The following is a 16,271-nucleotide window of genomic DNA, read 5'->3' as shown; positions in this document are numbered from 1 at the left end:
CGAGGTCGTCGGGGGTGGGCGGGCCGCTGCGGGTGTGGATGCGCTGCCCGAGGTCGGCGTTGTGCAGCAGGCCGAACTCGCGGTTGTTGACCATCTCGTGCTCCTGGCGTTCGCGCAGGGCCTCGACGGTCAGCCGCAGCTGCTCCTCGACCTGGTTCATCGGCTCGTTGTAGAGATCGGCGACCCGGGTGTGCACCCGGAGGACCGTCTGGGCCACGCTCAGCTCGTATTCGCGGGGGGAGAGCTCGTAGTCCACGAAGGTGCCGGGGAGGACCGGCTCGCCGCTGTGCCCTGAGGTCACCGCGATGTCGGCCTCACCCCGGTTGTTGGCCGGCCGGGAGGGGCGGGAGGCGAAGCCGGCGACATGGCTGCGCAGTGTGTCGGAGCGCTCGGACAGATCCTGGAACGCCTGCAGCGGCAGCGCCAGGACCGTGCAGCGGGTCACGGCCCGTACCGTGAAGTCCCAGACGCCCTCGGGCTCCAGGGGCACTCGCTCGCCGAAGTAGTCGCCGTCGGCCAGGGTGCCCAGTGCGGTGTCGTCGCCGTACTTGCCGGTGCCCGTCTTGGCGAGTTTGCCGTGGGCGATCAGGAAGATGTGGTCGGCGGGACGGCCGGCCTCCACGAGGGTGTCGCCCGCGGCGTACTCCCGCTGGACGAAGGCGTCGGCGAGTGCCTCCAGAACGGGACCGTCCTCGAAGCCGCGCAGCAACGGCAGTTCACCCAGCTCGGGCGGGATGACCCGGACGTCCGAACCGGTCGAAAGGAACTCGACGCGGCCGTCGCCGACCGTGTAGGTGAGCCGTCGGTTGACCCGGTAGGTGCCGGCCGACACCTGGACCCAGGGCAGGACGCGCAGCAGCCAGCGCGAGGAGATCCCGCGCATCTGGGGGACGGACTTGGTGGTCGTCGCGAGCTGGCGTGCCGCGGCGGTGCCCAGGCTCAGCTGCGAGCCCGCCTGGGCCTGCAACGGCTGCTCGGAGTGCTCCGGCTCGACTGACGTGGTCATTGGTGGTGATCACCCATCTGTGAGAAGCATGGCGGCGAGACGTGGTGCGAGTCGTGATGCAGGGCGTCGTGCACGACGTGTGCAAGGCGTGTGCAGGACGTGGTGCAAGAAGGGGCACAGGACGGTGCGTCATCCGTGCGTGAGAGGGGTGCGCAGTCCGCCGGCCCCGCATCCACCGGGTCGTCGGTTCCGGTGGCGGCTGAGCGGGGCCGAGCGGCCTACGGCGGCAGGAGGCTCAGTGCCCGATCTCGACGTTCTCCAGAATTCCCAGAGCGTCCGGGACAAGGACGGCCGCCGAATAGTAGGCGCTCACCAGATAGGAGATGATCGCCTGTTCGCTGATTCCCATGAATCGCACGGAAAGGCTCGGCTGGTATTCATCAGGAATTCCCGTCCGGTGCAGACCGACGACACCCTGGGACTCCTGCCCGGTGCGCATCAGCAGGACGGAGCTGACGCCGGTCTCGGTGACGGGGATCTTGTTGCACGGGTAGAGGGGGACTCCGCGCCAGGCGGGCAGGGAGTGGCCGCCCACTTCGACGCTGTCCGGGTAGACGCCGCGACGGTTGAACTCCCGGGCGATCGCCGCGATGGTCCGCGGGTGCGCCAGGAAGAAGCCGGGGTCCTTCCAGACCGTCGCCAGGAGCTCGTCGAGGTCGTCGGGGGTGGGGGGGCCGCTGCGGGTGTGGATGCGCTGGCGCAGGTCGGCGTTGTGCAGCAGGCCGAACTCGCGGCTGTTGATCATCTCGTGCTCCTGGCGTTCGCGCAGGGCCTCGATGGTGAGCCGCAGCTGCTGCTCGACCTGGTTCATCGGCTCGTTGTAGAGATCGGCGACGCGGGTGTGCACCCGCAGCACCGTCTGGGCGACGCTCAGCCCGTACTCGCGCGGCGAGGGCTCGTAGTCGGCGAAGACCCCGGGCAGCGAAGGCTCCCCGACGTGTCCGGAGGCCACGTTGATGGCGGCTTCGCCGTGCTCGTTCTGGGGGAGCCCGGACCGGCTGCGGTAGGCCTCCACATGCGAGCGCAGACCCTGCGAGCTCTCCAGCACTTGCTGGAACTCCTGGCGCGGCAGGGTCAGCACCGTGCAGGCCGTCACGGCCCGGACCGTGAAGTCCCAGTTTCCCGCCTCGCGTGCCGCGAGCGCCTGGTCGCCGAAGTATCCGCCGTCCGCCAGCACTCCGAGCACGGTGGGCTCGCCGTACTCGCCGTCGTGCACCTTCTCGGTCTTGCCGTGTGCGATGAGGACGACCTGATCCGCCGGCTGCCCGGCCTCGACCAGGACGTCGCCCGGAGCGTACTCGCGCTGCATGAACCGGCCCGCCAGGGCCTCCAGCACCTCCGGGTCGGAGAAGCCGCGCAGCAGCGGCAGTTCGCCCAGCTCGGCCGGGATGACGCGCACCTCCGCCCCGGTGGTGAAGAACTCCACCCGGCCGTCCCCCAGCGTGTGCGTCAGTCGCCGGTTCACCCGGTAGGTGCCACCGGAGACCTGGACCCACGGCAACAGTCGCAGGAGCCACCGGGAGGTGATCCCCTGCATCTGCGGTACGGACTTTGTCGTGGTCGCCAGATTCCGGGCCGCCTCCGTGCCCAGACTCAGCCGGCCCGGTGAATTATCCGTTCCGGCTCCGGACTCCACTGACGTCGTCATAATCGAATGCCCACCCATCCACTGCCGATACGCCCGCTACGGGGGTTGACGGGAATTCCCGCTCGACCCCGTTCGAAGTTAGCAGCGGAATTCGCCGGGCGCGATCACTCAAACGGATGGGATTGAAAGCTGTTGTCAACGTCGGATAAAAATTCCGATGGCGTTGGCCACAGGTCGCTCGGCGCCCCCCGAGGGGTGGTTGCGCACCGTCGTGTGCGCGGCGCCCGGCCCGCGGGTGACCAGGGTCGAGGACCCGCCGCCGTCGAGGTTGAAGGCGTCGACGGCGCCCAGCTCCCGCAGGGTGCGGGCCAGTTCGGCGACGGTCAGTCCGTGCCGGTAGGCGGCAGCCCCGTCCAGGGCCAGGAGATACAGCCGCCGCCCGCGGTCGGCCAGGCCGGCGGCGGTGCGCACGGCCGGGGTCGCCAGGTCGAGGCCGTCCAGGGGTTGGCCACCGCGCAGGATCGGGAAGCCTCCGATCGCGAACCGGAACGCTCCCGCCCGCCGCGGCCGCAGCTGCTGGTCCACCGTGACCCGGTCGCCGACCTCCAGCTTGCGCAGCTCCCGGGCCCCCTTCTCGCGCCCCACCAGAACCACCGATCCCTGCGCGATCGTGCCCCGGCCGGGCTTGGTCGCCACCGAGGCCACCCGGCCGCGCCGCACCGTCAGCTCGAAGGTCTCGTCGCTGCACGGTGCGCCGCGCTCCGTGTCGGTGCCGCACGTCGACCGCAGCCGCGAGGCGCTGCCCCATGCGGAGGTGAACGCCCCGATACCGCCCACCGGCAGGGCGTACTGGTTGAAGCCGCTCAAGGGCAGTTCGTCCCCGTCCGTCCGCACGGAGCCCTCCAGCGCGAGGCGGTCCATGCGGGCCACCCGGTTCGTCCCGACGCCGAACACGTCCTCGGTGCTGCCGCCCGGCGGCATGACCGGCCCGAAGCGCTGGCCGTCCGGCACGGCCGCCTTCAGCGACCGCCCGTCCGCGACGGCCGGCCCCACCGGTGCACCCGTGGCCTCCACGCCCGGATGCTGATCCTCCGTGATGTTGAAGAAGTCCCCGTTGACCGCGCCCACCGCCTGCCGCTGGTCGGCCAGCCGGGACACCTGTGCCCGCCCTGCGACCGCGCCCGGGTGGAGCAGGTCCACCGACACCCGGGGCTCCCGCAGGTCGACGGTGAGCAGATGCCCGTACGCCGGCCCGTGCGAACCCGCCAGCGAGAAACCGCGGTACGTCACCCCGGGCCCGAGCGGGGACGGCCCGCCCAGCTCCAGCGAGGAGATCTCCTGCAGAGGGGAGAACTCTTCCGTACCCGCCCAGGCCGTACCACCACCGACCAGCGAGACCCATGCCACCAGCACCGACAGCACCGCGCGCACACGGCGTACATGTCTACCCACAGTCACCCCAGAGGTCCCGTCAACTCTGCCATGGCACACGGGACTTCACCATGCCCCGAAAGAACGACAGGCAAAGCACCGGAGTCGGCCGGGGCAACTCTCCGCCCGTCCCTGTCAAACGGCCTTGAAGGCCCCGATACTCACTGACGTCAGCACAGGCAGCCGCCCTATTCGCCCGCCCAGCCGCCGGGAGGCACCCCCATGCCCTGTACGCGCCGAGCCGCCGTCCTCACCCTCACCGCCGCATTCGCGGGCTCCCTCGCCACGCCCGCCCGCGCCGACTCGCACACCGTCGAGGACACGGCGCGCGACGAGCGGCCGTTGCGCAACGCCCATGCGCACAACGACTACGCACACCCCCGCCCGCTCGCCGATGCGCTCTCGCACGGCTTCGGCAGCGTCGAGGCGGACATCTGGCTGGTGGACGGCAAGCTCCTCGTGGCCCACGACGCCGCCGGCCTCGACCCCCGGCGCACCCTGGAGTCCCTCTACCTCGACCCGCTGCTGCGCCGCGTCAGAGCCAACCGCGGGCGCGTCTACCGCGGACACGACCTGACGCTGCAGCTGCTCATTGACATCAAGACGGCGGGTGGTCCCACCTACCGCGCACTCTCCCGGCGTCTGCGCCCCTACCACTCGATCCTCACCGTCGCCTCCGGCGGCCGGGTCCGCCGCTCCGCCGTGACCGCCGTCGTCTCCGGCGACCGGGGCGCGCGCATCCCCATGGAGGCGGAGCGGGTGCGGCACGCCTTCTACGACGGCCGTCTCGGCGACCTCGGCGGAGCGCCCGCTTCTTTCGCACCGCTCGTCAGTGACAACTGGGGGCAGAACTTCACCTGGCAGGGGACGGGGCCTATACCTCCGCGCGAGAGGGATACGCTGCGACGCATCGTCGCCACGGCCCACGCCGAAGGGCGGAAGGTGCGCTTCTGGGCTACGGAGGACCGGCCGGGCCCCGCCCGGGAAGCGCTCTGGCGGGAGCTGCTGGCGGCGGGCGTGGACTACCTCAACACGGATGACCTGGCGGGTCTGGAGGCGTTTCTCCGCGGAGTTCGCTGAGGACCCGGTGCACGTCCGGCCGTGGGACGGCCGGCAGCAGCAGCGCGACCGCGTGCACCAGTTTCCCGAGCACGAACGTGGTGTCCGGTGTGGCGCGCACCAGCTCCCGAACGGTCTCCGTGTCGCCCCGCCACACGGATTCGAGCAGCACGGCGACATCCGGTGCGGCCTCCTCGTCCGTCTCGACCCGGCAGGGATCGTCCGGCATCCGCCTGGCGATGCGCCGCAGCACCCGGTCGGCGACGTCGGGAGGGTACACCTTGCCGAGAGCCTCGTTGGCGATCCAGGCGAGCGCGCTGACGAGGCCCCGGGTCTCTTCGGCCGTGGCGGATGCGGGCAGGGAGTCGTCGAACGCCGTCTGATTGCCGTGCCGATAGGCCAGCAGGAGGCGCGCCGCTTCCGCCTTCGCCTCCGTGATGCCGGGCTGGGTGGTTTCGGCAGTCATCTCTGGGATCGTACTGTTTAAAGATCTTTGTTCTGGTAACGCCACGCACGCGGCGGCCGACCGGAATGTCGCGGTCCGGAGCGAAGCGTGTAGCGGAACGGTCACCGCATGGTGGTGTCCGTCCGACGCCGGGGACGCTGGCCGTATGGCCACCCCACCTGGACCACCGCCCGGGCCCCCGTACGGACCGCCCCCCGGTCCGCCGGCTCCGCCTCCCGGCGGTTTCGGGCCGCCCGGGCACCCCTGGCCGCCCGGTCCGCCGCCTCCGCCCGGCGGCGGACGGAGGATCGCGGTGGCCGTGACCGGTCTGGTGGCGGTCGCGGTGCTCGTGCTGGGCGCGGTCCTGCTGCTCGGAGACCGGGGCGAGAGCAAGCCGGGGCAGGAAGGCTCACCCGGTGGGCCGGGCGGACCGTCGCCCTCCCTCCGCCTGCCCAGTGACCTTCCGTCACGGCTGCCCAGCGGCCTCCCCTCCGGCTTCCCCACAGAGCTGCCCACGCGCATGCCCAGCCTTCCCGGCCTGCCGAGCGCGCTCCCCACGGACATCCTCGGGCTGTAGCGGGCGGGCCGCGGTGTGCGTCGCGGCCCGCCTGGCCGTCAGTTCTGCGCGAGCACGTGCGCGAGGGCGGCCGCCGGATCCCGCTCACGGCCGCCGGCCGGCTGCCAGCGGCCGCCCTCCTTGCGGTACGGCCACCAGCCTCCGTCCCGCCCGTAGCGCACCTGCACGCCGGCGCCGACCACCGTCCAGTGATTACGCGTCACGCGCAGCCGCGGCGCATTCCCGTCGCCCTCCCACGCATCGGCCAATCCGGCGCGGGCGCGGGCGAGCACCTCCGGCTCGGGTGTCCACTCCTCCTCCAGCACGGCCAGTGCCGCCGGCCCGCCGTGTCCCCAGGCCCGCACCGCCCGGGCCAGCTCCGTGCGACCGTAGCCGCAGCCGGCCGCGAGGCGGGCGGCCACGGCGTCGGGCGGCCCTGCGGCGGCGAGGCGCACCGCGTCCTGCCGAAGAGTGAGTCCGGCCGGGACGGGCGTCAGCTCGTGAGCCGGCGCGAGGGCTTCGGCCAGTAGCCGGCGGGCCCTGGCGGCGGCGTCGGCTATGAGGAATTCCAGTGCCGCGACGTCGACTCCCGGTGCGGCGGGCGTGCCGGTGGTGAGGACGGGCGGCCGTCCGGCCACGTCCACCAACGGCGGGGGCTCGGGCAGCACCGGTACGGGCTCGCGCGCCGCGAACGCCTCGCGCGCCGGCACGCCGACGGCCGGTTCCGAGGCGTTCGGGGCGGCCCGGGTGGTGCTGCGCGCCTGGAGCTCGTCCAGCAGCTCCCGCTCGCCGCGGCCGCGCATCAGCAGCAGCACGAACGGGTCCTGATCCAGCAGCCGCGCCACCAGGTGGCAGAGCGCCACCGTGTGCGGGCAGTGGTCCCACGCTCCGCAGTCGCACTCCGGCTCCAGGTCACCGATGCCGGGCAGCAGTTCCACGCCCGCCGCGGCCGCGTCCTCGACGAGGTGCGGCGGCATGTCGCGGTCCAGGAGCGCGGCGATGTGACCTGCCTGGTCGGCCACCACGTCCAGGAGCCGGTCCCAGCCGTCCGCGCCCAGCTGCTGGACCATGACGTCGGAACGGTACGGAGTGCCGTCGAGGTCGTGCACGATCGCGGTGATCCGGCCGGGACGCACGGACACCGCACCGACCGCTGCGGAGCGGGCGAGCCGGCGGCCGGCCTTGACCTGCCTGCCGTCCAGGGCCGTGTCCTCCAGCGCCTGGATCCAGGCACGTCCCCACCAGCTCTGTGCGAAGGCCCGCCCGGCCACGGGCGGCAGGGCGTCGAAGGTGCGCTCGGTCATCGTACGGTCCCCCTGAGTTCGACGAGCTCCGCGAGTTCGGCGTCGGTCAGCTCGGTCAATGCGGCCTCACCCGAGCCCAGCACCGCGTCCGCCAGCGCCTGTTTACGGCTGAGCATCTCCGCGATCCGGTCCTCGATCGTGCCCTCGGTGATGAGCCGGTGCACCTGCACGGGCTGGGTCTGGCCGATGCGGTAGGCCCGGTCCGTCGCCTGTGTTTCGACAGCGGGATTCCACCAACGGTCGAAGTGCACGACATGCCCGGCACGGGTGAGGTTCAGGCCGGTACCGGCTGCCTTCAGGGACAGCAGGAAGACGGGCACCTCCCCGTCCTGGAAACGCCGGACCATCTCCTCACGCCGTGCCACGGGGGTGCCGCCGTGCAGGAACTGCGTCGGTACGCCACGCGCGGCCAGGTGGTGCTCCAGCAGCCGTGCCATCTGCACGTACTGGGTGAAGACGAGCACGCTCGCCCCTTCGGCGAGCAGGGTGTCCAGCAGCTCGTCGAGGAGCTCGACCTTGCCGGAACGACCCGCGACGCGCGGGCTCCTGCCGCCGGCGCCTCCCCGACCGCGGTCCGGGACGTCGCGCCCCTCGGGGGCGTTCTCCTTCGGGGTGAGTTCCTTCAGGAACTGCGCAGGGTGGTTGCAGATCTGCTTCAGGCCGGTGAGCAGCTTGACGATCAGCCCCCGCCGCTCGAACCCGTCGGCCTCCGCCACCTCGGCCAGGATCTCCCGCACCACGGCCTCGTACAGCCCCGCCTGCTCCTTGGTGAGGGCGACGGTGTGGTCCGTTTCGGTCTTGGGCGGCAGTTCGGGCGCGATGCCCGGGTCGGACTTCCGGCGGCGCAGCAGGAACGGACGGACGAGCGCCGAGAGCCGCTCGGCGGCGGCCGGGTCGGTGCCGCCTTCGACGGCCTGCGCGTAGCGCCGGCGGAAGTCGCTCAGGGAGCCGAGGAGACCCGGCGTCGTCCAGTCCAGGATCGCCCACAGCTCGGAGAGGTTGTTCTCCACCGGAGTGCCGGAGAGCGCGATGCGCGCCTTCGCCTCAAGGGTGCGCAGTGCCTTGGCGGTTGCGGAGTACGGGTTCTTGACGTGCTGCGCCTCGTCGGCGACGACCATGCCCCAGCCGGCCCGTGCCAGTCGTGGGGCGTCCAGCCGCATCGTGCCGTAGGTGGTCAGGACGAACTCGCCGTCCGCCAGGGTGTCCAGGTCACGGGCCGTGCCGTGGAAGCGGCGCACCGGGGTGCCGGGGGCGAAACGTTCGATCTCGCGTTGCCAGTTGCCCATCAGAGACGTGGGGCAGACCACGAGGGTCGGACCGTCGGCGCCGGGAAGCGTCTGCCGGTGCAGATGGAGGGCGATGAGGGTGATGGTCTTGCCCAGGCCCATGTCGTCGGCGAGACACCCGCCGAGACCGAGCGAGGTCATGCGGTGCAGCCAGTCCAGGCCGCGCAGCTGGTAGTCGCGCAGGGTGGCGGCGAGCGCCCGGGGCTGGGCGACGGGCTCGTGAGTGGCCTCGGGGTCGGCGATGCGGTCGCGGAGCGCCGCCAGCCAGCCGGTGGCCTGGACCGCGACGGTCTCCTCGCCGTCGTCCTGCGCGGGGACGCGCCCGGTCAGGGCGGCACCCAGCGCCTCCAGAGGGGTGACCTTGCGGTCCTGCCGCTCACGGGCGCGACGCACGGCCTCCGGATCGACGAGCACCCACTGGTCGCGCAGGCGCACGGCGGGGCGGCTCGCCTCGGCGAGCCGGTCCAGCTCCTCCTTGGTCAGGTCCTGGTCACCGATGGCGAAGCGCCAGCCGAAGGCGAGCAGGGCGTCGGCGGAGAGCAGCGGCGGCATGCCCGAGCGGCGGTCGAACGCCACGTCGCCGTCGTCGTCCGGCGGGCCGACGACGGCGCGCGCCGTGAGCTTGCGGACCAGTTCCTTCGGCCAGTGCACCTCGACGCCGGCGGCATCCAGGGCCGCCGAAGCGGCGCCCAGCAGCTCACCGACCTCCTCGTCGGCGAGTTCGAGGGCCTCGGGCGCTGCCGCGGAGAGCAACGGCGAGAGGGCGGGCCAGGCGTGGGCGGCGCGCCGCAGGGCGAGCAGGGCGTTCATCCGGGCGCCCTTGCCGAGCGCGGCCCCGGCGGCCGAGGCGCCGGACCAGAGGTCGGCGGCGTCGGCGACGAGCGCCGGGTCGGAGAGGCTGTGCAGTTGCGGTACGGCCCGGAAACACGGCTGGGCGTCCTTGCCGTCGCTCCCTTCCCGCCCGGTCGGCAGGAAGGCTTCGACGCGCAGGGACAGCCGTACGCCCGCGTCGTGTCCGGCCGCGACGTCCGCGGCCCAACTGCGCTGCTCGGGCAGCCGCTGCGGCGCGGGGGCGGCGAAAGCAGCGCTTCCGGCGGCTGTCGCGGCGGCGGGCGAGCGGGGTAGACCATCGGCGACGGCGTCCAGGAAGGCCCGTACGAGCCGCTCCGGGTCGGGCAGCAGGAGAGGATCGCTGTCGGCCAGCGGTACGGCGTGGGCAGCCGGCGGCATGGCGGCGGCCAGTTCACGCACGCGTCGCTGGTCGTCGGGGGTGAGGGGCCCGACCCGCCAGGAGTCGTGGTCCGTGGCGGTCAGCCCCGGCAACAGCTTGCCGCGCGCGGCGAGTTGCAGGGCGAGTACGGCAACGGCGCCCCAGAAGGCCGCCGCCTCGTCCTCCCGGGCCGAGCGGGCCCGCGTAAGCACGGGCAACGCCTCCCGGACGGGAAGCACGGTGGCCCGTACGGCCGTCGTGGCGACGTCCGGGCCGTCGGGTACGGCGACGGTCAGTTCTTCGACGGTGCCGGTGGTCAAGGGCGGTTCGCCGGTGGGCTGCCAGAAGGCGATGCGTCCGGTGCGGGCGGGGTCTCCGGGGAGGAAGACCGCCCGGCAGCGGACGAGCAGGGAGATGTCGGAGGGCGTTGCGGCAGGGGGTGGGATCACAGCGCTGCGCATTCCTCAAATTTGACTAGTGCGAGTCGGAGTCGCCGAGGGTACAGGGCGCACGCCGCGTACGGACACGCGGCAGCTGTGAGGCGCACCACTTTCCCGCCGAGTTCCCGCCGTCGATGGGGCCAGGCCCCCCTCTCACCCGGGGGCTGGCCCCACAGAAGTCCGGGTGATGACGCCATGGCCCGGACGGGCCCGCGATCCGTACGTTACGTGAGGTCGAAACGCCCCTCACCCCAGGAGATCGCCATGCCACAGGCCAGCGCCGTCCTCGCGGAACCCACCGCGGGCAGCGACTTCGCCCCGCTGCTGCGCCAGGTCCGGTCGGCCGGTCTCCTCGACCGCCGCAGGGGCCGGTACGCGCTCACCATCGCGGGTAACCTCTGCGCGCTCGCCGCCACGGCCACCGCGGTCGTACTCGCCGGCAACTCCTGGTGGACCCTGCTGCTGGCCGTGCCCGCGGCGGTCTTCTCCGCCCGCACCGCCTTCGTCGGGCACGACAGCGGCCACGCCCAGATAGCCGCCACGCGCCGCGCCAACCGCCTCCTCGGCCTGATCCACGCCGACCTGCTGCTGGGCATGAGCTACGCGTGGTGGAACGACAAGCACAACCGCCACCATGCCAACCCCAACCACGTCGACAAGGATCCCGACGTGGGCGTGGGGGCGCTGGTGTGGACACAGCGGCAGGCCGCCCGGCGGGAGGGCTTCGCCCGGTGGCTCACCCGCAACCAGGCACGGCTGTTCTTCCCCCTGCTGCTGCTCGAAGGCATCAACTTGAAGGTTTCGAGCCTGCGCGACCTCAAACGGCAGGAGGCCGGCGCACGGCTGACCGAGGCGGCCCTCCTGACCTTCCATTTCGCCGGGTACGCGACGCTGCTGCTGGCGTCGATGTCGCCCGGCAAGGCGGTCGCCTTCGCCCTGCTCCACCACGCCCTCTTCGGCCTCCATCTCGGCATGGTCTTCGCCCCCAACCACAAGGGCATGGAAATGCCCGACCCGGACGGCGAGCGCTGGGGGCACCTGCGCCGGCAGGTCCTCACCTCCCGCAACGTCCGTGGCGGCCCGGTCACCGACTGGTTCATGGGCGGACTGAACTACCAGATCGAGCACCACCTCTTCCCCAGCATGCCGCGCCACCACCTCCGGCTCGCCCGGCCGCTCGTCCGTGCCCACTGCGCATCCGCCGGGCTGACGTACGCTGAAACCGGACTCGTCGACTCCTACACACAGGCGCTGCGCCATATGCACGAAGTCGGCGCCCCGCTGCGGGACGCACCCGGAACCGGCGGCGGTCGCGGCGCGTTGTGACAGGCACGGCGGCAGACGTCGCGACGGCCGTCGCGAAGGAGGCACGGAAATGACCAACAGGGCCAAGGTCGCCGTGGGCGGCGTGGCGGTGGGCATCGTCCTGCTGTGGCTGCTGCCCTTCTGGGCGGCGCTGCTGGTGATCGTCGGGGTGCCGGTCGGCGCCTACCTGCTGCTGGACCCCTCGCAGCGCACACGGCTGCGCAGGGTCTCCCGCAAAGAGCTCCGCCGCTAGGAACGTCCGGTGAAGGCGGGGGCCAGCGCCGCCGCCATCGCCTGCCGCGGGCTGCCGGAGCCGTCGGCCGGGACCGTCCACAGATCGGACCCGTAGTCGCCGGGCAGGGAGTAGACGAGCGTGTGCCCGTCCCGCCAGACCGCCTGGTCGTCGATGGTGCGCCGCTCGGCCGTGGCGCTCTCGCGCAGGGTGCGCAGATCCAGCACGTACAGCCGCCAGGGCGCGTCGGAGGAGGCGCCCTCGACGCGCTTCTTGTACGCGATACGCGTTCCGTCGGGGGAGAGGGAAGGACATTCGACGTTGGTGTGCAGGGTCCGCAGCGTCCGCTCCCTGCGGTCACCGCGCACCAGGTAGGTCTTTCCGGCCGTGGCGACGGTGGCGTAGAAGCGGGTGTCGTCGGCGAAGGTGACGCCCCAGACGTTGAGGTCGGCGGCCCGGTAGGGGCGGTCGTCGAGGAGGACCCGGTAGGTCTCCAGGTTGCGGTCCAGGGTCCAGGTCCGGGTGTCCAGCACCGACGTGCGGGTGGAGAAGGAGGTGCCCGCGTAGGAGTCGCCGCTGACGAAGACCGTCCAGGCGACGGCGTGGCCGTCCGGGCTGACCCGGGCCCGGCTGGGCACGCCCGCGAGGTCGTAGCGGCGCACCTCCCGCAGGCGTGCGTCGAGCACGAGGGCCCGATAGGTGTCGCGGATGCCGCTGCGCACGGCCTGCAGGCAGATCCCGGTGCCTCCGGCCGTGTGGAAGCGCAGACAGCGCACACCGGAGGCCGTGCGCGGGCCGGTGAGGTCGCCGCCGGGCACGGAGGCGATCTCGTCACGGTGCGGCCCCCAGGCCATGTTGCGGAAGACGGCCAGGCCCGGGGCGTCGAGAGCCACCTTGCCCGACCGTACGGGCGGCCCACCCGCCTGGGCGCGGTCCTTCTCGGCGGCCCGGTCGGCGGCGTGCAGGGTGGCGCCGACGGCGAGCCCCGTCAGGAGCAGGACGGCGGTCAGGAGGACGAGGAGACGGTGCGTGCGGTTCAACGGGCGGGCTCCGGGGCTTCGGTGGGGGAGGGGCGCAGCAGCAGCGTGCTGATGGCAGCGGAGACGAACAGGCCGGCCGCGGCCACCCCGAGGGCCGTACGGTCACCCCAGGCGGTCCAGGCGGCGCCGAAGCCGATCGAGCAGACGAAGCGCGCGGCGGCCTGACCCGTCTGGACGACGGCCAGCCCGCTGCCCCGCACGTGGGCGGGCACGCTGTCCGCCGTGGCCGCGGCGAGCACCCCGTCGGTGGCGGCGTAGAAGGTCCCGTGCATCAGGAGTACGAGGCAGACGAGGGCGGGGGAGCTGCCGAGCGGCGCGGCGAGCAGCCCGTACGCCCCGAGGAGTGCGAGGTGGCCGCAGAGGAACAGCCGTCGGCGGCCGAAGCGGTCGGCGACCGCGCCGAGGGGAACGGCCAGCAGCAGGAACGTGGCGGCGGTCCCCAGCGGCAGCAGTGGGAACCAGGATTCGGACATCTCCAGACGGTGCTGCAGGGTGAGGTAGAGGAAGGAGTCGCTGACGGTGGTCAGCCCCAGCAGCACCGCGCAGCCCGTCAGCCGGCGGATGCCCGGCTGCCGCAGGAGCTCGCGCACCGGCGTGTGGCCGTGCACGCGAGGAGGGCGCGGAGGCGCGCCCTCCTGCCCGGGCACGAACAGCAGGAGGACGAGGACGCCGAGGGCGGCGACGCATCCGCTGGCGACGAAAACGGCGTCGTACCCGTCCGCAGCGGCGCGCAGGATCACGAAGGCGAGGAGAGGGCCGAGCAGGGCCCCGGCGGTGTCCATGGCCCGGTGCACGCCGAACGCCCGCCCCCGGTCGGCGGGCTCGCAGGCCAGCGAGATCATGGCGTCCCGCGGGGCGGTGCGCAGGCCCTTGCCGGTGCGGTCGGCGGCCAGGACGGCCCCGATCAGCGGCATGCTGTGCGCGACGAGCAGCAGGGGTTTGCAGACCGCGGACAGGCCGTAGCCGACGGCGGCCACGGACTTGTGCCGGCCACCGCCCTGGTCCGAGAGCCGGCCGCCGACGAGCCGTACGAGCGCACTGACGCCGTTGTACACGCCGTCCAGGAGGCCGAAACCGAGCGGGGACAGGCCCAGCCCGGCGACGAGGTACAGCGGCAGGACGGCGGTGACCATCTCCGAGGAGACATCGGTGATCAGACTGACCGTGCCGAGGGCGAGCACGGCTCCGGGGACGGCGGCGCGCCGCTTCGGCACGGTGTCACGGCCGGGGGCGGCGTCCGGGGCGGTGCGGCTGTCCGCGAGGTACACGGTCAGCTGTTCCAGATGCCGGTGATGTCCTTGGCGTTCGCGGCGTTTCCGGAGTGCGGGAGGCCGTACATGGTCTCCAGTGTGCGCAGCACGTCGTAGTGGTTGTAGGTGGTGCCGGAGGTGCCGCCCGCCTTCACCGGCTGTCCGTACAGGACCGTCGGTATGCGGTTGCCGCTCAGGCGGTTGTCCTCGTCGAAGGTGATCAGCAGCAGGCTGTTGTGGCTCTTGGCCCAGTCGGCATAGCCCTTGAGGTTGTTCTGGAGCCAGGTGTCCCCGGTGCGGACGGAACAGTCGTGCATGTCGTTGCACAGGTCCGGCACGACGAACGAGACCGTGGGGAGATCGGCGTAGTCGCGGGGGAAAGAGCCGAGGGTGTGCGCGGTGTCGGTGGGCACGTTGCCGAAGCCGAACCAAGGATTGTGCTTCTGTGCGTATCTTCCGCTCTTGCAGACCGTCGAACCCTCCGAGGGCAGGCCCTCGTTGTAGCTCGCCCAGGACTTGCCCGCGGCGATCAGTTCGGAGGCCAGATTGGGTTCGTCACTGAAGCCGGGGTCCACGCAGCTGTCGTCGGTGACGCCCTGGGTGTCGCCGGAGAACAGTGCGTAGTAATTGGGCTGGCTGGGGTGCGTTTCCGCGTACGAAGCGGTGAGGTTGGCGCCTCCGGAGGCCAGGGAGTTGATGTACGGGGCGCTCGAACTGCCCATGACCTGGTTGTAGGCGTGGTTCTCGAAGACGACGACCACGACGTGGTCGGGGGTGGGGACGGCGGGAGCCGCCGCTGAGTCCGAGGCCCACAGGCCGAGGGAGGTCGCGGCGAGCCCGAAGGCGGTGGCGAGGGCGACGGAGTGGCGGCGCCGGGCGCGGCGCGGGGAGTGGGGGAGGTTTGCTGCGGCGGGCACGAGGTCCTCCGGACACGGCGAAGTCGGTGGGGGTACACGGGGCGCGCTGGCAGCGTAGAACCCGACTGATGACATGTACACGGCTTCGAGGTGACGGCTTGGGGAACGTCCGTGGAGCGGCACGCAAGGCGTGGGAGACGTGGTGCGGGGGGTGACGCGGGGCGGTGCGCCGTCCGGCTCAGGCCGGCGGCAGGCCGAGCAGCGTACGGGCGACGGTCTGCGGAGACTCGTCGCGTTCGCGGGCGAGGGCTATGACCGCCCGGCACGCCAGCTCGTTCACCCCGAAGCTGAGTGCTTCCGGTGACACCCACCGCGATGCTTCCGCGCTCCTTTCGAAGTCGTTCTCGGCGCAGGCGGCCACGTAGGCCGCCGCCGCCTCGAAGAGATTGTGCTGGCGAGGGCGTCCGGATGCGGCGCCCACGGGCGGCCGCGGCACCGGAGACTGCCGCACCTCTTCGATTCGCTTGCGAAGTTTGTTGAACACGCGGATCACCTGCCCCCGTGAGCGGCATTTCCTGCGTCGTTCAAGTGTGCCCGGCAGGGATGGAGTTGAACCGCGGGTAAAGGAAACAAGGTGATCGACGGCCCGGGGAATCGCATGAATGCGCCGCGGTCATTTTCTGTGCCGTGTCGCTGTCCTGTGCCGATCAGTGAACAGATGCGTGCTGACGGGCCGGGCGGGTTGCCGGGAGCGCGGAGGTGAGCAAGGCTTGCACGGCAGTTACGGGGAATTGCTGAACGGGGAGGCGGAACATGGCATCAGGTAAAGAACTGGATGCGGCTCTGAACGAGCTGACCGAGCGAGTGGGGGAGATACGTCATGCACTCGTCCTGTCCAACGACGGGCTGGTGACGGGGGCGAGCTCAAGTCTGGAAAGGGAGGACGCCGAGCATCTGGCTGCGGTGGCCTCCGGGCTGCACAGCCTGGCCAGGGGGACGGGGCTGCAGTTCGGCTCGGGTCGCGTGCGGCAGACGATGATCGAATTCGAGGAGGGTGTGCTCTTCGTGACGGCCGCGGGCGAGGAGAGCTGCCTGTGCGTCCTCGGCGGCGCCGAGGCCGACATCGGTCAGGTGGCCTACGAGATGACGCTGCTGGCCAATCGTGTTCATTGAGGCGCTGGCCAGCTGCTGAACGGATGCTGACCAGGTACTTTCCTGGCCGTTGGCGAGTTATCCACAGGGGCGGGCGGGGGTGGTGACCC

The 16,271-nt window shown here is 72.0% G+C and carries 15 protein-coding genes; 5 read left to right on the top strand and 10 right to left on the bottom strand.

Going from position 1 to position 16,271, the window contains the following annotated elements; all coding sequences use genetic code 11:
• The 3 genes from LE181_RS12215 to LE181_RS12205 all read right to left on the bottom strand — a co-directional run.
• A partial coding sequence (locus LE181_RS12215; RefSeq protein ID WP_225661257.1) for a family 2B encapsulin nanocompartment shell protein occupies positions 1 to 1,006 on the bottom strand: 1,006 nt, incomplete at its 3' end.
• 235 nt (positions 1,007 to 1,241) lie between these two features.
• Entirely contained in the window at positions 1,242 to 2,654 is a 1,413-nt protein-coding gene (locus LE181_RS12210) for a family 2B encapsulin nanocompartment shell protein (protein ID WP_225661256.1), read from the bottom strand.
• Between the two features lie 135 nt (positions 2,655 to 2,789).
• Positions 2,790 to 4,025, bottom strand: a complete 1,236-nt coding sequence (locus LE181_RS12205) for a phosphodiester glycosidase family protein (RefSeq protein ID WP_225661255.1) — start codon at positions 4,023 to 4,025, stop codon at positions 2,790 to 2,792.
• A 222-nt stretch (positions 4,026 to 4,247) separates the two neighbouring features.
• On the opposite strand from LE181_RS12205, the gene LE181_RS12200 reads away from it, so the two are divergent.
• Positions 4,248 to 5,105, top strand: coding sequence for a phosphatidylinositol-specific phospholipase C/glycerophosphodiester phosphodiesterase family protein (locus LE181_RS12200; RefSeq protein ID WP_225661254.1), 858 nt, complete (start codon positions 4,248 to 4,250; stop codon positions 5,103 to 5,105).
• Here the strand turns inward: LE181_RS12200 and LE181_RS12195 are convergent.
• Positions 5,053 to 5,550: a hypothetical protein gene (locus tag LE181_RS12195; protein WP_225661253.1), complete on the bottom strand. Its 498-nt coding sequence runs from the start codon at positions 5,548 to 5,550 to the stop codon at positions 5,053 to 5,055. The two genes, LE181_RS12200 and LE181_RS12195, sit on opposite strands and share 53 nt — an antisense overlap.
• 292 nt (positions 5,551 to 5,842) lie before the next feature.
• On the opposite strand from LE181_RS12195, the gene LE181_RS12190 reads away from it, so the two are divergent.
• Positions 5,843 to 6,106, top strand: coding sequence for a hypothetical protein (locus LE181_RS12190; protein ID WP_225661252.1), 264 nt, complete (start codon positions 5,843 to 5,845; stop codon positions 6,104 to 6,106).
• Positions 6,107 to 6,144: 38 nt separating this feature from the next.
• Here LE181_RS12190 and LE181_RS12185 read toward each other — a convergent pair whose 3' ends face one another.
• Together LE181_RS12185 and LE181_RS12180 are read right to left on the bottom strand one after the other, a co-directional pair.
• Positions 6,145 to 7,389 (bottom strand): SWF or SNF family helicase, encoded by a 1,245-nt coding sequence (locus tag LE181_RS12185; protein WP_225661251.1) that lies wholly within the window; start codon positions 7,387 to 7,389, stop codon positions 6,145 to 6,147.
• Positions 7,386 to 10,346 carry an SCO1167/SCO6262 family helicase gene (locus tag LE181_RS12180; protein ID WP_263868798.1) on the bottom strand — a complete coding sequence of 987 codons (2,961 nt, stop codon included), beginning with the start codon at positions 10,344 to 10,346 and terminating at the stop codon, positions 7,386 to 7,388. The genes LE181_RS12185 and LE181_RS12180 overlap by 4 nt, the downstream gene beginning before the upstream one ends.
• 243 nt (positions 10,347 to 10,589) lie before the next feature.
• Between LE181_RS12180 and LE181_RS12175 the strand changes: the two genes are divergently transcribed.
• The gene (locus LE181_RS12175) at positions 10,590 to 11,651 is read left to right on the top strand and encodes a fatty acid desaturase family protein (RefSeq protein WP_225661249.1); all 1,062 of its coding nucleotides are present in this window, start codon (positions 10,590 to 10,592) and stop codon (positions 11,649 to 11,651) included.
• Positions 11,652 to 11,700: 49 nt separating this feature from the next.
• Positions 11,701 to 11,883, top strand: a complete 183-nt coding sequence (locus LE181_RS12170; RefSeq protein ID WP_225661248.1) for a tail-anchor membrane protein — start codon at positions 11,701 to 11,703, stop codon at positions 11,881 to 11,883.
• Here LE181_RS12170 and LE181_RS12165 read toward each other — a convergent pair.
• The 4 genes from LE181_RS12165 to LE181_RS12150 form a co-directional block, all read right to left on the bottom strand.
• Positions 11,880 to 12,902, bottom strand: coding sequence for a TolB-like translocation protein (locus tag LE181_RS12165; protein ID WP_225661247.1), 1,023 nt, complete (start codon positions 12,900 to 12,902; stop codon positions 11,880 to 11,882). The genes LE181_RS12170 and LE181_RS12165 overlap by 4 nt on opposite strands.
• The gene (locus LE181_RS12160) at positions 12,899 to 14,170 is read right to left on the bottom strand and encodes an MFS transporter (protein ID WP_225661246.1); all 1,272 of its coding nucleotides are present in this window, start codon (positions 14,168 to 14,170) and stop codon (positions 12,899 to 12,901) included. The genes LE181_RS12165 and LE181_RS12160 overlap by 4 nt, the downstream gene beginning before the upstream one ends.
• A gap of 2 nt (positions 14,171 to 14,172) precedes the next feature.
• The gene (locus LE181_RS12155; protein WP_372458323.1) at positions 14,173 to 15,069 is read right to left on the bottom strand and encodes an alkaline phosphatase family protein; all 897 of its coding nucleotides are present in this window, start codon (positions 15,067 to 15,069) and stop codon (positions 14,173 to 14,175) included.
• A gap of 178 nt (positions 15,070 to 15,247) precedes the next feature.
• Positions 15,248 to 15,520, bottom strand: a complete 273-nt coding sequence (locus LE181_RS12150) for a hypothetical protein (protein WP_225661261.1) — start codon at positions 15,518 to 15,520, stop codon at positions 15,248 to 15,250.
• A 302-nt stretch (positions 15,521 to 15,822) separates the two neighbouring features.
• Between LE181_RS12150 and LE181_RS12145 the strand changes: the two genes are divergently transcribed.
• Positions 15,823 to 16,182 carry a roadblock/LC7 domain-containing protein gene (locus LE181_RS12145; RefSeq protein WP_225661245.1) on the top strand — a complete coding sequence of 120 codons (360 nt, stop codon included), beginning with the start codon at positions 15,823 to 15,825 and terminating at the stop codon, positions 16,180 to 16,182.
• The last annotated feature ends 89 nt before the right edge of the window (positions 16,183 to 16,271 follow it).

Origin of the sequence: Streptomyces sichuanensis, from assembly GCF_020328095.1 — a bacterium.
Taxonomy (GTDB): domain Bacteria; phylum Actinomycetota; class Actinomycetes; order Streptomycetales; family Streptomycetaceae; genus Streptomyces; species Streptomyces cinnamoneus.
The sequence above is the reverse complement of the archived record's forward strand: the minus strand, read 5'-3'. Positions and strand labels throughout refer to the sequence as shown.